Source organism: Bradyrhizobium sp. 139 (genome assembly GCF_023074175.1).
In the GTDB taxonomy this organism is placed as follows: domain Bacteria; phylum Pseudomonadota; class Alphaproteobacteria; order Rhizobiales; family Xanthobacteraceae; genus Bradyrhizobium.
This window is the reverse complement of sequence record NZ_JADPKS010000073.1, coordinates 38,417-55,419: the sequence shown is the minus strand read 5'-3', so window position 1 is coordinate 55,419 and position 17,003 is coordinate 38,417. Positions and strand designations below refer to the sequence as shown.

At 63.6% G+C, this 17,003-nt stretch carries 15 protein-coding genes; 11 read left to right on the top strand and 4 right to left on the bottom strand.

The annotated features are described in order from the left end of the window. Positions 1-89: 89 nt before the first annotated feature. The 7 genes from IVA80_RS17195 (at position 90) to IVA80_RS17165 (ending at position 10,772) form a co-directional block, all read left to right on the top strand. Complete coding sequence (locus IVA80_RS17195) at positions 90-1,589, top strand: leucyl aminopeptidase (RefSeq protein ID WP_247432413.1); 1,500 nt, start codon at positions 90-92, stop codon at positions 1,587-1,589. A 6-nt stretch (positions 1,590-1,595) separates the two neighbouring features. Continuing rightward, complete coding sequence (locus IVA80_RS17190; RefSeq protein ID WP_247432410.1) at positions 1,596-2,048, top strand: DNA polymerase III subunit chi; 453 nt, start codon at positions 1,596-1,598, stop codon at positions 2,046-2,048. Between the two features lie 166 nt (positions 2,049-2,214). Further along, entirely contained in the window at positions 2,215-2,700 is a 486-nt protein-coding gene (locus IVA80_RS17185) for a hypothetical protein (protein ID WP_247432850.1), read from the top strand. 432 nt (positions 2,701-3,132) lie between these two features. Continuing rightward, positions 3,133-5,976, top strand: coding sequence for a calcium-binding protein (locus IVA80_RS17180; protein ID WP_247432407.1), 2,844 nt, complete (start codon positions 3,133-3,135; stop codon positions 5,974-5,976). A gap of 28 nt (positions 5,977-6,004) precedes the next feature. Further along, a complete protein-coding gene (locus IVA80_RS17175; RefSeq protein WP_247432404.1) occupies positions 6,005-8,137 on the top strand; it encodes a type I secretion system permease/ATPase in 2,133 nt (710 codons plus the stop codon). Further along, entirely contained in the window at positions 8,124-9,578 is a 1,455-nt protein-coding gene (locus IVA80_RS17170; protein ID WP_247432401.1) for an HlyD family type I secretion periplasmic adaptor subunit, read from the top strand. Before IVA80_RS17175 ends, IVA80_RS17170 begins: the two co-directional genes overlap by 14 nt. Positions 9,579-9,806: 228 nt before the next feature. Continuing rightward, on the top strand, positions 9,807-10,772 hold the full coding sequence (locus IVA80_RS17165) for a tripartite tricarboxylate transporter substrate-binding protein (RefSeq protein WP_247432398.1): 966 nt from the start codon (positions 9,807-9,809) through the stop codon (positions 10,770-10,772). A 163-nt stretch (positions 10,773-10,935) separates the two neighbouring features. Here the strand turns inward: IVA80_RS17165 and IVA80_RS17160 are convergent, their stop codons facing one another. Beyond that, positions 10,936-12,798 (bottom strand): ABC-F family ATP-binding cassette domain-containing protein, encoded by a 1,863-nt coding sequence (locus tag IVA80_RS17160; protein WP_247432395.1) that lies wholly within the window; start codon positions 12,796-12,798, stop codon positions 10,936-10,938. Between the two features lie 6 nt (positions 12,799-12,804). On the opposite strand from IVA80_RS17160, the gene IVA80_RS17155 reads away from it, so the two are divergent. Continuing rightward, positions 12,805-13,035 (top strand): hypothetical protein, encoded by a 231-nt coding sequence (locus tag IVA80_RS17155; RefSeq protein ID WP_247432870.1) that lies wholly within the window; start codon positions 12,805-12,807, stop codon positions 13,033-13,035. A 206-nt stretch (positions 13,036-13,241) separates the two neighbouring features. Here the strand turns inward: IVA80_RS17155 and IVA80_RS17150 are convergent, their stop codons facing one another. Then, positions 13,242-13,493 (bottom strand): sulfur globule protein precursor, encoded by a 252-nt coding sequence (locus IVA80_RS17150; protein ID WP_247432392.1) that lies wholly within the window; start codon positions 13,491-13,493, stop codon positions 13,242-13,244. Between the two features lie 405 nt (positions 13,494-13,898). Between IVA80_RS17150 and IVA80_RS17145 the strand changes: the two genes are divergently transcribed. Next, positions 13,899-14,414: a hypothetical protein gene (locus IVA80_RS17145; RefSeq protein WP_247432389.1), complete on the top strand. Its 516-nt coding sequence runs from the start codon at positions 13,899-13,901 to the stop codon at positions 14,412-14,414. Between the two features lie 44 nt (positions 14,415-14,458). On the opposite strand, the gene IVA80_RS17140 is transcribed toward IVA80_RS17145, so the two are convergent. Together IVA80_RS17140 and IVA80_RS17135 are read right to left on the bottom strand one after the other, a co-directional pair. Further along, on the bottom strand, positions 14,459-14,746 hold the full coding sequence (locus IVA80_RS17140; RefSeq protein ID WP_247432386.1) for a hypothetical protein: 288 nt from the start codon (positions 14,744-14,746) through the stop codon (positions 14,459-14,461). A 172-nt stretch (positions 14,747-14,918) separates the two neighbouring features. Continuing rightward, entirely contained in the window at positions 14,919-15,182 is a 264-nt protein-coding gene (locus IVA80_RS17135; protein WP_247432383.1) for a hypothetical protein, read from the bottom strand. Positions 15,183-15,588: 406 nt separating this feature from the next. On the opposite strand from IVA80_RS17135, the gene ndk reads away from it, so the two are divergent. Together ndk and IVA80_RS17125 are read left to right on the top strand one after the other, a co-directional pair. Next, the gene (ndk, locus tag IVA80_RS17130; protein ID WP_247432379.1) at positions 15,589-16,011 is read left to right on the top strand and encodes a nucleoside-diphosphate kinase; all 423 of its coding nucleotides are present in this window, start codon (positions 15,589-15,591) and stop codon (positions 16,009-16,011) included. 131 nt (positions 16,012-16,142) lie between these two features. Then, the gene (locus IVA80_RS17125; protein ID WP_247432376.1) at positions 16,143-17,003 is read left to right on the top strand and encodes a TerC family protein; all 861 of its coding nucleotides are present in this window, start codon (positions 16,143-16,145) and stop codon (positions 17,001-17,003) included.

Genomic DNA, 17,003 nt, shown 5'->3' with positions numbered 1-17,003 from the left:
CGGGAAAGTCCAGTGAATCGCCGTTCAGCTCCGGCCCGTGGCCGGGACCGCCGAGCGGCCAAAAGCCCGATGTTTTGAAGGAGTTACCCATGTCCGATGCCATCAAGGTCGGCTTTGTCCCGTTGTCTGCCGTCGCCCGTGGCATCCTGGTCGTGTTCTGCGACGACACTCTGAAGCTTGGACCGGCGACGGCCAAGGCGCTGGGCGGCGCCACCGAGCTGGTGAAGCGGGCAGCCTCCGCCGCCGGCTTCAAGGGCAAAAGCGGCGCCGCGCTGGACATCCTGGCGCCGGAGGGGGTGAAAGCCACCCGTCTGGTCGTGATCGGCGCCGGCAAGGCGGCAAGCCTGAAGGCGAACGACCTCCTCAAATTCGGCGGCGTGGCGGCGAGCAAGCTCTCGGCCGAGGCCGCGGCCATGACCGTCATGGCGGAACTGCCCAATGGCGCCATGACGAGCGAGCAGGCGGTCGCGATCGCCTCGGGCCTGCGGCTGCGCGCCTACAAGTTCGACCGCTACAAGACCAGGAAGAAGGACGATGAGGAGGGCGGCTTGCGTGCCGACATCTCCCTTGCGGTCGGCGATGCGGCTTCCGCGAAGAAGGCCTTTGCTTCGGCCGGCCATGTCGTCGACGGCGTGATCATCGCGCGCGATCTCGTCAACGAGCCGCCGAACGTGCTTTTCCCCGAGGAATTCGCGCGCCGCGCCAGCCAGCTCCGCAAGCTCGGTGTCAAAGTCGAGGTGCTCGATGTCAAGGCGATGGACAAGCTCGGCATGGGCGCGCTGCTCGGCGTCGGCCAGGGCTCCTCGCGGCCGAGCCGCACCGTGATCATGCGCTGGGACGGCGGCAAGAAAGGCGAGGCACCGGTCGCCTTCGTCGGCAAGGGCGTCTGCTTCGACACCGGCGGCATTTCGATCAAGGCGGCCGGCAGCATGGAGGACATGAAGGGCGACATGGGGGGAGCGGCCTGCGTCGTCGGCCTGATGCACGCGCTGGCGGCGCGCAAGGCCAAGGCCAACGTGGTCGGCGCCATTGGCCTCGTCGAGAACATGCCCGACGGCAATGCGCAGCGGCCGGGCGACATCGTTACCTCGATGTCGGGCCAGACCATCGAGATCATCAACACCGACGCGGAGGGCCGCCTCGTGCTGGCCGACGTGCTCTGGTACGTCGCGAAAAAGACCAAGCCGAAATTCATGGTGGATCTGGCGACGCTGACCGGCGCGATCATGGTCGCGCTCGGCACCGAGCACGCCGGCATGTTCTCCAACAACGACGAGCTTGCCGAACGGCTGCTGGCGGCCGGCATCGAGAGCGGAGAGAAGGTGTGGCGCATGCCGCTCGGGCCCGAATACGACAAGCTGATCGATTCCCAGTTCGCCGACATGAAGAACACTGGCGGCCGCCATGGCGGCTCGATCACCGCGGCGCAGTTCCTGCAGCGTTTCGTCGACGGCACGCCCTGGGTGCATCTCGACATCGCCGGCACCGCGATGGGGGCGCCGAAGACCGACATCAATCAGAGCTGGGGCTCCGGCTATGGCGTCCGCCTGCTCGATCGTCTGGTCGCCGACCACTACGAGCGCAAATGACCCAAAATGACTGAAGTGCTATTCTACCATCTGCAAAACATGACGGTGGAGAACGTGTTGCCGCCGCTTCTCGAGAAATCGCTCGAGCGCGGCTGGCGCGTCGTGGTGCAGTCGACCTCGCCGGAGCGTGCCGACGCGCTCGACGCGCATCTGTGGACCTATCGCGACGATTCCTTCCTGCCGCATGCGACATGGCGCGTGAACGATGCCGCCGATCAGCCGATCGTGCTGGCCATCGAGGAGGACAATCCCAACGGCGCCAATGTCCGCTTCCTGCTCGACAACGCCGCGCTGCCGCAGGACGCGCAGGACTATGAGCGCATGGTGCTGCTGTTCAACGGCGACGATCCGGACGCGCTGGCGTTCGCCCGGAGCGCCTGGACGGATTGCAAGGCGCGGGGATTTGATGTCACCTATTGGCAGGCCGATGAGCGGGGCCGCTGGCAGCGTCGGAATTAGCGGTGGTTTGCAATTAATGATAATTTGCACTTTTCGGGCGATGCTGGCTTTTGTCACCTTCGTGCCGCAAAGTGATGTTGGGACAATCGCTTAGGGCTGGTCCTTCACGCGGGGAATATAGTTTATCGTGCGACATCAAAAGCTTCCCAGCTCGCTCATCATTGCGTTGGTTGCCGTAGCACCGCTGATCGCGGGCTGCTCGGGGACCGATCTCCTGTCCAAGGATGCCCAGTGGTTCAACACGCCGAGCCGCCTGTTCATCAAGAGCATCTCAATCGAATCGCCGCCGTTGACCCCCGACAAGCCCGTGACGGCCGAGGATATGGTCAGCGCCGACGGCGCCTGTCCTGGCATGGCGCCCCCCGGGCCGGCTGACGCCAATGCATCGACGACGGCGCCGACGCCCATGGGCGGCACGGTCGCGCTCGGCCACACCGAATGCGACGTGGTGCGTGGCATCGGCGCGCCCTCGACCGTCAATCTCTCCAACGATGCCGCCGGCCGGCGCGTTGCCGTGGTCACCTGGACCACCGGCCCGCGTGCCGGCATCTACACATTCACGTCCGGCCGCCTGTCCTCGATCGAGGGCACTCCGGAAGCGCCGGCCATGCCCAAGGCCGCCAAGCCGAAGCCGAAAAAGAAATCGGCGTAGGCGAACTCTCGTGTCCCGGACGCGCTGCAGCGCTCTTGCGCTGCTGCGCAGAGCTGGGACCCAGCCTCTCGCGATCGAGCCTCCTCGATTATGAGCCCCGGCTCAGCAGCCCATCACGATCGTGATGCGCTGCGTCCGGGGCACGAGAGCAACGATCCAATTGCCATCACATCAACTGCGCGCTCGCTTCGAACTGCTGCTTCTCCGCGCCATCAGTGCGTCGGCTGCATTTCGCGCGCGCGTTTGACAGTCGCGCGACTGCTAACGCGATCAGCTGTGTGAGAGTCATTGCGTTCGCAAAATCGGCCCGCAGGAAATCTGGAGGAAATCTCCAGAATAATCATGCTCCCCTCAAGCAACGCTTCAAGAAAGACATCCGGGCGGCTGCTACGCATGAAGGCGAGGGGCTAGAGCGATCGAAGGGTCATTAGGATGTCTACTACCTCTGTTTTTTCCCCGGTTACGGGGCAGCTCACTATTTTTGGCGACAGCGCCAATAACGGCGTCGTGATCGGCCGCGACAATTCCGGCCACATTCTGATCAATAACGGTTCTGTGAAGCCGATCGGCGGCGACCCCACTGTCGTCAACACCAGCGAGATCGACGTCTTCGGCCAAGGCGGCAACGACACGATCACCGTCAATGAAACCAACGGCGCGATGCCATCGGTGCATATCTTCGGCGGCGACGGCAATGACAGGATCACAGGCGGCTCCGGGGCCGACCTGCTGTTTGGTCAGGCGGGCGACGATGTGATCAACGGCGGCGGCGGCAACGATCTGCTGTTCGGCGGGGCGGGCAACGACATCCTGGACGGCGGCAGCGGCGACAACCAGCTGTTCGGCGAGGCCGGCAACGACCTCATGATCTGGAATCCGGGCGGCGGCACCAATCTCTTCGAGGGCGGTGAGGGCAACGATACGGCCGAGGTCAACGGAAGCAATGGCGCCGAGACGTTCACGATCACGGCGAACGGCACGCGCGTGCGGCTCGACGGGACGGGTGCGGCGCCGTTTTCGCTCGACATTGGCACGACGGAAAATCTCGTGCTGCACGGCGGCGGCGGCGACGATGTCATCACCGCGGGCAATGGGCTCGGCAGCCTGATCTCGCTGACGCTCGATGGCGGCGCCGGCAACGACAGGATCACTGGCGGCGATGGCAGCGACCTCTTGATTGGCGGTAGCGGCAACGACATCGTCAATGGCGGGCGCGGCAACGACGTCGCGCAACTCGGGAGTGGCGACGACACCTTCATCTGGAATCCCGGTGACGGCAGCGACACGGTCGAAGGCGGATCGGGCAGCGACAAGCTGCTGTTCAACGGCGCCAACATCAATGAGATCATCAACATCTCGGCCAATGATGGCCGGGTGCGCTTCACCCGCGATGTCGCCAACATCACGATGGACATCAACAGCGTCGAGCAGATCGAATTCGATGCGCGCGGCGGCGCCGACAACATCACCGTTGGTGATCTCACCGGGACCGGCGTCAAGCAGGTGCTTGTCGATCTCGGAGCCGTTCCCGGAGCGACGCAAGGCGACGGCGCGGCGGATACGGTGACCGTCAACGGCAGTAATGGCAATCAGCACATCCAGGTCGCGGCCGAGGGCACCACCGTGACGGTGACCGGTCTGCCTGATGTCGTCGAGATCGCCAATGCGGAAGCTGGCGACCGGCTGGTGATCCAGGCGCTAGGCGGCAACGATGTCATCGATGCATCCACGCTCGCCGCGGTGATCGGACTGACCATCGACGGGAGCGCGGGTAACGACACCATCACCGGCAGCCAGGGGGCCGACACCCTGATCGGCGGTGACGGCAACGACAAGATCACCGGCGGCCGCGGCGACGACGTCGCGCGTCTCGGCGCAGGCGACGATACGTTCGTGTGGAATCCCGGTGACGGCAGCGACACCGTCCTCGGCGACGCGGGAATGGACACGCTGGTATTCAACGGCTCCAATGTAGCCGAAACCATGTCCATCGGGCCGAACGGCGGCCATGCACTTCTCACCCGTGATGTCGGTGCTATCGTCATGGACCTCGATGGCATCGAGCGCGTGCAGATCGCGGCCGCGGGTGGCGCCGACAACATCACCGTCAACGATCTGGCCGGGACAGGAATCGCGCAGGTTGCCATAGACTTGAGCGCTGATTCCGGCAGCCAGAGCGGCGACGGTGCTGCGGATCGCGTGACGGTGAACGGCAGCGCTGGTGACGACAACATCTCGGTCGTGACCAGCGGCGGATCGATCGTGGTCAGCGGCCTTGAGGCGCAGGTGACGATTGCGCACGCGGATGCTGGCGACGTGCTCGGCGTCAACGGCGGATTAGGCAACGACGTCATCAATGCATCCGCGATCAAGGCGGGGCAGCTGTTCAGCCTCAATCTCAACGGCGGCGACGGCAACGATACCATCACCGGCAGCGCCGGCAATGACACCGTGATCGGCGGACGCGGCAACGACGTCGCCAATCTCGGAGCCGGCGACGACACCTTCATCTGGAACCCCGGCGACGGCAGCGACACCGTCGAAGGCGGCAAGGGTACCGACACGCTGGCATTCAACGGCGCCAACATCAACGAGAACATCAACATCTCGGCCAATGGCGGCCGGGTGCTGTTCACGCGCGACGTCGCCGCCATTGCGATGGACCTGAACGGGATCGAACATGTCGACTTCAACGCGCTCGGCGGTGCCGACAACATCACGGTCGGTGACCTCTCCGGCACCGGCGTGAACCAGGTCGACCTCGACCTCGGCGCCAACGACGGCGCCGCTGATACGGTGACCATCAACGCAACCGGCGGGAACGACGTCATCACGGTGACCGAGCACGACGGCGTCATCACGGTGTCGGGGCTTGGCCAGGACATCAACATCGCCGATGCCGGCACCGGCGACAGGATCGTCATCAACGGCCTCGACGGCGACGACGTCGTCACGGCCTCCGGTCTGCACGGCGGCATCCAGCTCGTCGCCAACGGCGGCAACGGCGACGACGTGCTGATCGGCAGCCCCGGCAACGACACGCTGGCAGGTGGGGCAGGCGACGACGTGCTGGTCGGTGGCGGCGGCCTCGACGTCCTCGATGGCGGCACCGGAAACAACGTCGTCATCTCGGGCGGCGCGATCGCAGCCGCGATGCTGCTCAACCAGGCCATGGCAGCCAGCTTCGTTCCGGCAGGTGACGGCCACGGCGAGATGCCGCTGCCCGATCCGCACACGACACAGAGCCAGGTGCTCGCACCGCCGCAGCACGCCTGACGCAGCGGCTCCGGCCTGGAGGCCGCTCATGACGACGAACACGGGAGCGACCGATACGGGGCTCGACGCGCTGCTGACGTTGCTGCATCTCAAGGGCGTTGCGGCCGATCGCGAGCAGCTCAGGCACCGGACCGGAGCGGCCATCTTCGGCGCAGCGGACATCGTCCGCTGCGCCAGGTCTCTCGGATTGAAAGCGCGAACGTATCGGACGCAGTGGAGCCGTCTGTCGAACGGCCCGCTGCCGGCGATCGCAATGCTGCGTGACGGCGGCTTCATGGTCATCGCAAAAGCCTCCGCCGACAAGGTGCTGGTGCAGTTCCCGGCGGCGCCGCGCCCGGCGCTGATGGATCGCGACGAGCTGTGCGCGATCTGGGACGGCGGATTGATCCTGATGGCCCGGCGCGCCGGGCTATCGGACCTGGGGCGGCACTTCGATATCACCTGGTTCATCGGTGCGATCGGCAAATACCGGCGGCTGCTCGGCGAGGTGGTGGCCGCCTCGTTCTTCCTTCAGCTCTTTGCGCTGGTCTCGCCACTGTTCTTCCAGGTCGTGATCGACAAGGTGCTGGTTCACCGCTCGCTGTCGACGCTCGACGTTCTCGTCGTCGGCCTGGTCGTGGTCTCACTGTTCGACACGGCGCTCGGAATCCTGCGCAGCTATCTGTTTTCGCACACCACCAACCGCATCGACGTGGAGCTCGGTGCACGCCTGTTCCATCATCTGCTGGCGCTGCCGATGGCATGGTTTCAGGCCCGGCGCGTCGGCGATTCCGTGGCTCGCGTCCGCGAGCTCGAGAACATCCGCAATTTCATCACCAGCTCGTCGCTGACCGTTGTCATCGACCTGTTCTTCACGTCGGTATTCCTGGCGGTGATGTTCGCCTATTCGCCGCAGATGAGCTTCATCGTGCTCGGGTCGTTCCCGTTCTACATCGCGATCTCGGCCGTGGCGACGCCGCTGTTTCGCCGCAGGCTGGACGAGAAATTCCGCCGTGGCGCCGAGAACCAGGCGTTCCTGGTCGAGAGCGTCAGCGGCATCGAAACGCTGAAGGCGATGGCGGTCGAGCCGCAGATGCAGCGCCGCTGGGAAGAGCAGCTCGCCGGCTATGTCTCCGCGAGCTTCGGTGTCACCAGCCTCGGCAACACGGCAAGCCAGCTCGTGCAGTTCGTCAGCAAGGTCGTCACCGCCGCCATCCTCTATGTCGGCGCCCGGCTCGTGATCGGGGACGCATTGACCGTCGGCGAGCTGGTGGCCTTCAACATCTTTGCCGGGCGGGTGTCGGCCCCGGTGCTGCGGCTGGCGCAGGTCTGGCAGGATTTTCATCAGGCGCGGCTGTCGATCGCGCGGCTCGGCGACATCCTCAACAGCGCGGTGGAGCCGGCTTACTCCGCCGCCCGCGCCGGGCTGCCGCCGGTCCGGGGCAATATCCGGTTCGAGCACGTGTCGTTCCGCTACCGGCTCGATGGGCCGGAAATCCTGCACGACGTCTCGTTCGATATTCCGGCCGGGCAAACCGTCGGCATCGTCGGATCGTCGGGCTCGGGCAAGAGCACGTTCGCCAAGCTGGTGCAGCGGCTCTACCTTCCGCAAGGCGGCCGCGTGCTGATCGACGGAATGGATCTGGTGATGACCGACCCGGCCTGGCTCCGGCGGCAGATTGGCATGGTGCTCCAGGACAACATGCTGTTCAATCGGTCCGTTCGCGACAACATCGCGCTGGCCGATCCGACCTTGCCGATGGAGCGCGTCATGGACGCGGCGAAGCTTGCGGGCGCCCATGATTTCATTCTGGAGCTCCCTGAGGGCTACGATACGGTGGTCGGCGAGCGCGGCTCGACACTCTCGGGCGGGCAGCGCCAGCGCATCGCGATTGCCCGCGCATTGGTGACCAACCCCCGTATCCTGATCTTCGACGAAGCGACCAGCGCGCTCGACTATGAGAGCGAGCGGATCATCCATGACAACATGAAGGAGATCGCCAGAGGCCGCACGGTCCTGATCATTGCGCACCGTCTGTCGACCGTCCGCGGCGCCGATCGCATCTTCACCCTGGAGCGCGGCCGTCTGGTCGAGGACGGCACGCATGACGCGTTGATCAAGACCGGCGGCCGCTACGCTGCCTTGCATCGTCTCCAGGGAGGGATCCATGAGGTCGGCTAGCGCCGTCCCGGCTTCTCAGCTGGCGCAGACCGTCGTTCCCTTCCGCAATGCAAAGGGCCGGCGCACTGAAGAGATCGCGTTTCTGCCCGCGGCGCTGGAGATTGCCGAGGCACCACCGTCACCGATCGGCCGCGCCATCGGCATGTCCCTGATGGTCGTTGCCTGCGCGGCGCTCGCATGGTCGGCATGGGGCACGATCGACATCGTCGCCTCCGCAACCGGGAAGGTCGTGTCGAGCGGGCGAAGCAAGGTGGTCCAGCCGTTCGAGACCGGCGTGGTGCGCGCCATCCACGTGCAGGACGGGCAGTCGGTCAAATCGGGCGACCTGCTGATCGAGCTCGATCCGACCGTAAACGCCGCAGAGCGCGATCGTCTGCACGACGATCTCATGGCCGAGCGGCTCAACAGCGCGCGCCTCCGCGCCGCATTGACAGGCGGCGAAGAGGTATCCGCCGATCTCGTCGTACCGGAGGGCGCCGATCCCTTGCTGGTCGCGACGCAGCGGCAGCTGCTCGCCCATCAGGTCAGCGAGAACAGGGCCAAGATCGCTGCGCTGGCACGTCAGGAAGCGCAGAAGGAGGCCGAGCATCAGACGATCGCGGCGACGATCCACAAGTTAGATGCGTTGCTGCCGGTCACCCAGCAGCGTGTCGATATCCGCAAGACCCTCATGGAGAGGGAGATCGGCTCGAAGCTGACCTATTATGAAATCCTTCAGCTACAGATCGAGCAGCAGGAGGAGCTTCGCGTCCAGAGCAGCCGCTTGAAGGAAGCCGAGGCGGCCGTCGCCGCGATCCGGGAGACCCGCATCCAGTCCTTGGCCGAGTATCGCAAGAGCCTGTCCGACGAGTTGGCCAAGAGTGAGCAGAAAGCCAACGGGATTGCGCGGGATCTGGTCAAGGCGCAGCAGCGGACGAAGCTTCAGCAACTGACGTCACCGGTCGACGGCGTCGTGCAGCAGCTTGCGGTCCACACCGTGGGGGGCGTGGTCACGCCCGCACAATCGCTGCTCGTGATCGTGCCGAGCGATACGCGGCTTGAGATCGAGGCGATGATCGCCAACCGCGATATCGGCTTCGTCGAGGCCGGGCAGGGCGCCGCCATCAAGATCGACACCTTCAACTTCACCCGCTATGGCCTTCTGGAAGGCCGGGTGCAGAGCGTCTCACAGGATGCCATCATTCGCGATCGTCCGCCGGAGCGCGGAAGCGACCACGCGCTCGTTGCGCCGCACGACAGCAGCGAGCCCAACGGGCAGGAGCTGAGCTACAGCGCTCGCATCTCGCTCGATCGCACCCAGATGCAGGTTGACGACCGCCTCGTCAGCCTGTCACCGGGAATGGCCGTGACGGTGGAGATCAGGACCGGTTCGCGCACCATCCTGAGCTACCTGCTGTCGCCGCTGCAGCGCTACCGGCACGAGATCATGCGGGAGCGCTAATTCCGACCCCACTGCCGACGAAGCTTCGGCCGGAACACGTGGATTGGGATCGGGCCATTCGGGTCCGCCCGCTGCGACGATAGCGCCGGATGCGAGCTGAGGGCCGATCAGGCTCTCGGCAGCCACACCATGCCGCGGCCGCGACACTCCTGATGAGTCGTTTTCGTGATAGCTGCGCGGCCAAGAATGCTACATATGGAGTAAGCAAAAATTTGGAGGAAAGAAAGTATGCGGCTTATTGCCCTCGTATCGGCTCTGCTCTTGCCGTTCGGCCCGGCGCTCGCCCAGGACTATCCAGTCAGGCCCGTCACCATGCTGGTGCCGTTCGCCGCCGGCGGACCTACGGACACCATTGCTCGCCTGACCGCGGCAGGCATGTCGAAATCGCTCGGGCAACAGGTCATCGTGGAGAACGCTCCCGGCGCCGGTGGCACCATCGCCACGACCCGCGCCTCGCGAGCCCAGCCCGACGGATACACGCTGCTGATCCATCATGTCGGCCTGTCGACCGCCGCCACGCTGTACCGCAACCTGAGCTACGACACGAAGACCGCCTTTGCGCCGATCGGGCTTGTGACCAATGCGCCGATGACCATCATCGCGCGTCCGGATTTTCCGGCCGACACGCTGAAGGAATTGGTCGCCTATGCTCAACAGCAGGGCGACAAGTTGACCTATGCCAATGCCGGGCTCGGAGCGGCATCGCACCTCTGCGGCATGCTGTTCATGACGGCGATCCAGAAGCAGCTCACTTCCGTGCCCTACAAGGGCAACGGTCCCATCATGAACGATCTTCTCGGCAGACAGATCGATCTCACCTGCGACCAGGCGACGAACACCACCGGCCCGATCACGGCCAAGCAGGTCAAGGCCTATGCGATCACCACCAAAGAGCGGCTGAAGAGCCTGCCCGATCTGCCGACCGCCGACGAGGCCGGCCTCAAAGGGTTCGAACTTGGTGTCTGGCACGGCATCTATGCCCCCAAGGGCACACCGCCGGCGGTCGTTCAGAAGCTGACGGCGGCGCTCCAGTCCGCACTCAAGGATCCCACGCTGATCGCTCGGTTCAACGACATCAACACGGAGCCCGTCCCGCAGGACAGTGCAACGCCAGAGGCGCTCGGTGCGGTGCTGGCGAGTGAAATCGACCGCTGGGCGCCGATCATCACGGCAGCGGGCCAGTTTGCGGACTGACCCATTGGTGCGCAATTCGTGCCGGCATCGCCGCCTGGGCGGGCTAAGTCGATACGGCAAAGAACATCCCATTCAATGGCTCATTGCCAGGTAATAAAATACCGGTACTTTGCATAGGGTTGTTTTTTCGAATTTTGATAATGCCGGGCCCGTCGCGGAGACCTTACCCCGCCGCCTCGTCGAACTGCGTGCTCGCCTCGAGCCACTGCTCCTCGGCGCGCGCCAGCGCATCGGCCGCATTGGCGCGCGCCTTTGACAGTTGCGCGGCCTGCTTGGGATCGCGGGTGAAGATGTCGGGCAGGGCCAGCGCGGTGTCGATCTTGGTGATGATCTCGCTGACGCGGGCGACCTCGGCTTCGGCTTCCGCGATGCGCTTCTTCAGCGAGCCGCGATTGTCCGATCTCGGTCGCTGCGGCTTCTCGCTGGCGGCGCTGCGCTCGCGCGGCGCGGGGTCGCCATTGCGCGCGGACAGCACCAGGCGGCGGTATTCGTCGAGATCGCCGTCGTAATTGGTCACGGTGCGGTCGGCGACGATCCAGAGCCGGTCGGCGCAGGCCTCGATCAGATAGCGATCGTGCGAGACCATGATGACGGCGCCGGGGAATTCGTTGATGGCTTCGGCAAGCGCCGCGCGGCTGTCGATGTCGAGGTGGTTGGTCGGCTCGTCCAGGATGATCATGTTGGGGCCGAAAAACGTCGCAAGTCCCAGCAGCAGGCGCGCCTTCTCGCCGCCCGACAGTTTTCCGACCCTTGTGTCGGCCGCCTTGCCGGAAAAGCCGATCGCACCGGCGCGCGCGCGCACTTTGGCTTCGGGCGCATCGCCCATCAGCTTGCGGACGTGATCGTAGGCGGAGGCGTCCTCGTTCAATTCGTCGAGCTGATGCTGTGCGAAATAGGCGATTGATAGCTTGTCGGCACGCGTGACCTTGCCGGAGAAGGGCGCGAGGCGCCCGGCCAGCAGCTTCACCAGCGTCGACTTGCCGTTGCCGTTGGAGCCGAGCAGCGCAATGCGGTCGTCATTGTCGATGCGCAAGGTGACGCGGCCCAGCACCGGCGTTGCCGGATCGTAGCCGACCGCGGCGTTGTCGACGGCGATGATCGGCGGCGACAGGATTTTCTCGGGCGCGGGAAAGCTGATCTCGCGCACGTCCTGGGTGACCAGCGCCGTGATCGGCTTCAGCCGCTCCAGCATTTTTACGCGTGATTGCGCCTGCCGGGCTTTCGAAGCCTTGGCCTTGAAGCGGTCGACGAAGGCTTGCAGGCGCGCGCGCTCCGCTTCCTGGCGCTTGACCTGCTTGGCATCGAGCATCTCGCGCGCGGCGCGCTGCTCCTCGAACGAAGAATAAGTACCTTTGTAGAGCGTGAGCTTGCCGCGCTCCAGATGCAGGATCTGGTCGACCGAGCTTTCCAGCAGGTCGCGGTCGTGGCTGATCACGATCACGGTGCGCGGATAATGCGCAAGGTGATCCTCCAGCCACAGTGTGCCTTCGAGGTCGAGATAGTTGGTGGGCTCGTCGAGCAGCAGGAGGTCGGGGGCCGCGAACAGCGTGGCGGCGAGCGCGACGCGCATGCGCCAGCCGCCGGAGAATTCGGCGCAGGGCCGAAGCTGGTCGGCGGCGGAAAAGCCAAGGCCGGAGAGGATCGCGGCAGCACGGCTCGGCGCCGAATGCGCGTCGATGTCGACCAGCCGGGTCTGGATCTCGGCAATCCGGTGCGGGTCGGCCGCGCACTCGGCCTCGGCGAGCAGCGCGTCGCGTTCGAGGTCGGCCTTGAGTACGACCGAGATCAGGCTTTCGGGGCCGTTCGGGGCTTCCTGCGCGAGGCTGCCGACGCGCCAGCGCGGCGGCAGCGTCACCGAGCCGTGCTCGGCCGCGAGTTCGCCGCGGATCACCTTGAACAAGGTCGATTTGCCGGTGCCGTTGCGCCCGACCATGCCGACGCGCGATCCGGGCGTGATCTGCACGGAACTCTGGTCAATCAGAAGGCGTCCGGCGAGGCGGATGGAGAGATCGGTGATGGAGAGCATGCGGCCTTGTCACCGCAGGCGGGATCAAACGCAACCCGTTTTTCCGTGAGCCTCAAGTCAGTGCGTATCGCAATCGCGCTTCTTCAGCTCGTCGAGGAGCTGTTCGAGATGCGTCGGGAGCCGGGGTTCGGGGCGCAGGCTCTGCTGAAGCCGTTCGGCCACCGCATCGCGAATCGAGCGGCTGGTGCGTCGATCGATCTGTTCGCTGTCAGTAGCAAAAACGCTAACCATTCGTAAGGTTCCGTGTTCTCAAAGTAAGGACACGGTACCAAGTGCTTGGCCTCCAAATGGTTTCGCCACTCGCGGCGATTGCCCAACGTTCTAGTAAAAATTGTACAAATTCGTCGTATCCACCAAAATGCAAAGCCCCGGCGCAGGGGAACGCCGTGGCTTCGCTTGGAAAGTACCCTGGGGATGGTACCTTGAGGAAGGTGCTGTCGGGCTCAGTAGCAGCGGTTGATCAGCCGCCAGCGGGGTCCCCAGGGGGTCGGGACCAGCCGGCGCACATAGCAGCCGCCATAGCCGTAGGAGACGGGGCCGCCGGCATAGAAGCGCGGTCCGCCCCAGCCGTGATGCCAGCCACCGCCGCCGCCATGGCCCCAGCCGCCATGCCAGCGAGCGGAGGCGGAGGTCGGCGCCAGCGCGGCACTCAGCGCGACCGCGGCCACAGCGGCAAGCGAAAGTTTCCTCAACATGGTGATCTCCTCAAAGCTGCGGCGCGGGGCTATCGCGTCGATGGAAAGGCCGCCGAAACGGTCCGCATCGTGATCAGGCTTTTCGTTTCGATGGGCCCAACCTTACGCCGGCGAAGCTGAACCGAATCCTGACGAGGGCTTCAGATTGAGTTCATCTGGGTGAAGCGAGCAAGAACGCAATGTAGCTTAAGTCATTGTTCTATAGATATTTTCGGTGGAACATATCTAGAATGCGTTGCGGAAACCTGTGATAGAGAAGCGCTTGGATTGTCGCCGAGTAGGGGCACAGTGCTTCAGATGCCAATTTTAGTTTTTCAAACCGCCTGACGGGCGTTCAGGCATCGCTACTCAGTATTTCCAGACACATGGTGGTAGTAGGAACGGATAATGGTGCGATAGGCGATCATGAACTCGTTCCAAACGTTCCTCATCAAAGCTGCGGATTTATATCTATCTGCACCGGTCTTCTTCAATTGGGCTGCAGGTATTGTCGCGACGATCACGGTTGCGGTCGTGTGGTTCGCGTATTGGCTGGGAGGTAAACTCTCAGAAGGGGTGGTTGCTGAACTGAAGGGCAAGGTCGAAGTTTTGGAGCAGCGGTTCGGCTTCGCCAAGGATAGAGCCGAGGCGGCGGCGAAAGAAGCGGCTGATACGAAGACAGACTTTGAAAAACTGAAGCAAGAGATAGCCAATCAGGCACCCCGCGAAACTTTGCAAAATTCTGCGGCTGTTCTCGAAACGAATTTCGATCGGCTCCTTTCGGCAAACAATTCAACGTCAAGGGTGCTTGGCTACGTGAGTACTGGATTTAACAAAGAGGGGCAGCTTAAATGGCGTCCAATCGGAGAGGACGAAAAGCACTTGCTTGCCCCACATCCTGAAGGCCGAAGGACTTTGGCGAAAAATGAGGGCGACAACTAGCGCTCGCCCTGCGTCGAAATGATAGCGCCAACCACTCTCAAACGTCATTGAAAGGTGGTTCTTCCATCAATTTTTGAGATCGTGGTCTGTCCTCTCCACCAAAAGATAGCGCCTACGATGCCAAGCACGATCCCTGCGGCCATCGAGACATAGCTAATCGTCTGCCAGCGCTCGACCAACGGTTGGGCGGTGCCAGAATTGATTTGTAAATCTTTTACGATGTTGATCCCGAAGCCGAAACAGGTCCCACCTAGCGCGAAGCAAGCGGCAGCAATTCCCCGCATTAGGCCAATAATAGACAACTGATCTTCGCTAATCGGATAAATTTTCACACTCATTCTCCCGTGGCTGAGAGCTTGAGTGCTGCCGATCGCAGGGGCTCTTTTGGTTCGCCCCGCGGAGCCAATTGCGGAAGTTTGAGCGCGCGGCGGGGCGAAAGCGGTGCTTGCTTCCGCCTGAGAAGCTGTAGGCGTGACAGCCGTCCCCGCCGTCGGAGTGGCTGGATTAGGCACCAGTCCCCACCTCCGTTCCGGCAACAAAGCGCATCAACAAATCTGCCAAGTTTATCGCGCCTTGCCGATCCATAATGACTGCAGTGCGAAACTGCGGATCGCCCCCTGCCGGGGCTTCTACAAACGAGAGCCGCAAAATCTCCGCCGAGAGTGGATGGATCATAAAGTTAGTCATGGCATACGCGGGACCGCCAAATGCGGCCGCGGTCATTTCTTTGCTTGGCGTTTCGGGGGGCGGCACGGTCAAATCAGTCATAGATCGTATTCCTCGTGGTGCAGCGGCAGGATATATCACAAATTGAAAGCATAGATCTGAGGTGCAGAGTTCGATATCATCAGGAAATGTCACCGAGCGAGGGGGGCTATGCCTTTTGCGGCGCATCGGCACCCGTTCCCGGCTTTCGGAACACGGGGCTGGGACCGCTCCAACGCCCTAGCTTCCAAAGGGTGTCAACAGGATCGGCAGTGTCATTTCGACTGGTTGACCTTCTAGACCTAGTTCGTTTGGGTGAAATAGTTGTAATCCACGCTGGAATCCCCGGGGGGCGACCCTGCGGCGACGCGCCTGTGAGGCCGTTTTTGCGGTCGCTTGCCGTTCGGCGTCGGCGCCGATATAAGCCCCGCAACTCCGAACCGGCGCTTTCTTCTCAAGGACAACATTTATGGCCATCGAACGCACTTTCTCGATCATCAAGCCCGATGCGACCGCGCGTAACCTTACCGGTGCGGTTAACGCCGTGATCGAGAAGGCGGGCCTGCGCATCGTCGCGCAGAAGCGCATCCGCATGAGCAAGGAACAGGCCGAGACCTTCTATGCTGTCCACAAGGCGCGCCCGTTCTTCGGCGAGCTCGTGGAATTCATGACCTCGGGTCCCGTGGTGGTCCAGGTGCTGGAAGGCGAGGGCGCCGTCGCGAAGTACCGCGATGTGATGGGTGCGACCGATCCGTCCAAGGCGGCCGACGGCACCATCCGCAAGCTCTATGCAAAGTCGATCGGCGAGAACTCTGCTCACGGCTCGGACGCGCCGGAGACCGCCGCGATCGAAATCGCGCAGTTCTTCTCGGGCAACGAGATCGTCGGCTGATCCATCAGCCGGGACTTAAGCGCGATGAATGTCATCGCGCTTTCGTCTATTGTTCGAGCATGATCTTTTCGGAAAGCCGCTACACACTTTTCCGGATTATGCTTTAAATCGACGGGGCGAAAGGACGTATTGTGAACTGGATCTGGCAGATCTTCGATCCCGCTACGATCGGGGCATTCTTCACCCAGTTTCGCAATGAGATGGCCGAACCGACCTTCTGGATTGCGCTCGGCAAGATCATCTGGATCAACATCCTGCTCTCCGGCGACAACGCATTGGTGATCGCGCTCGCCTGCCGCGGCCTCAAGCCGCGGCACCGGCTGTGGGGCATGATCTTCGGTGCGGGCGCCGCGGTGCTGCTGCGGATCATCTTCACCGGCATTGTCGCGAGCCTGATGGAGCTGCCGTATCTCAAGCTCGTCGGCGGTCTCGCGCTGATCGTGATTGCGGCGAAGCTTCTGGTACCGGAACAAGAGGACGAGGAGGGCGTCGAGTCCGCCTCGCATCTGTGGCAGGCGGTGCAGATCGTCGTCGTCGCAGACATCGTCATGAGTCTCGACAACGTCATTGCGGTCGCTGCCGCCGCCAATGGCAGCGTGCCGCTGCTGATCCTCGGCCTCGCCATCAGCGTGCCGCTGATCGTCGCCGGTGCGGCGCTGATCATGGCGCTGCTCGCAAAGCTGCCGGTCCTGGTCTGGGCGGGCGCGGCGTTGCTCGGCTGGATCGCCGGCGAGGTGATCGCGACCGATCCAGGCATCGCGCCGAAGCTGCACACGCTGTTCGACGGCCCGCTCGGTGCTTCGCTGGACAACACGCTCGGCGCACTTCGCATCCCGCCACAGTTCACTCATGGCGGCGGGGGCGGCGAATATCTCTGCGCAGCTCTCGGCGTTGTCGTCGTGCTGGTCGCCGGCACCATCTGGCGCCGGCGCAGCCTGGGTGCGGCCGCGCTGGAATCATCCGAGCGCCACGCCAAGGTCTCGGCGGAGTAA